Annotated in this window: 1 protein-coding gene; it reads right to left on the reverse strand. The window is 62.5% G+C overall.

What is annotated here, in order from left to right; genetic code table 11:
- A partial coding sequence (locus tag D1614_RS27970; protein WP_147384379.1) for a branched-chain amino acid ABC transporter permease occupies nucleotides 1–776 on the reverse strand: 776 nt, incomplete at both ends.

Consider the following 776-nt stretch of genomic DNA (forward strand, 5'->3'; position numbering starts at 1 on the left):
GAACACACCGCCAGTCAGATCGCCGATGTAACCGGCACCCAGTGCTTCGATCAGGCCCAGCAGCATGCCGCCGACCATGGCGCCGGCCAGGTTGCCGATGCCGCCCAGCACCGCGGCGGTAAACGCCTTCAGGCCGGGGATGAAGCCCATGTAGAAGTGGGCGTTGCCGTAGTTGGTCGCCATCATTACGCCGGCAACCGCAGCCATGGCCGCACCGATCATGAAGGTGGCGGAGATCACGAAGTTCGGGTTGACGCCCATCAGGCCGGCCACACGCTGGTTCTCGGCGGTCGCACGCATTGCGCGGCCGAGCTTGGTGCGGTTGACCAGCAGGATCAGGCCGACCATCACCAGGATCGACACCAAGATGATGACGATTTCCTTGCCCGTGATGGTCGCGCCCGTGGAGCCGATATCAATCGGGTTCGAGGGCAGCAGTTGCGGGAAGGTCAGCGGGTTGCGCGACCAGATCATCATCGCCAGCGTCTGCAGCACGATCGACACGCCGATCGCCGTGATCAGCGGCGCCAGGCGCGGCGCGTTGCGCAGCGGCCGGTAGGCGACACGTTCGATGGTGTACGCCACGATGGCGCAGACCGGCATCGCAAACAGTAAGGCGAACACCAGCGTGAGCCAGTCAGGCAGATTGGGGAAATATTTCTGGAGGAAGTTGATGGCAGTCAGGGCAGACATTGCACCGACCATCAGAACATCGCCGTGGGCGAAGTTGATGATGCCGAGAATACCGTAGACCATGGTGTAGCCAAGTGCGATCA

Origin of the sequence: Maribellus luteus, from assembly GCF_003576475.1 — a bacterium.
In the GTDB taxonomy this organism is placed as follows: domain Bacteria; phylum Bacteroidota; class Bacteroidia; order Bacteroidales; family Prolixibacteraceae; genus Draconibacterium; species Draconibacterium luteum.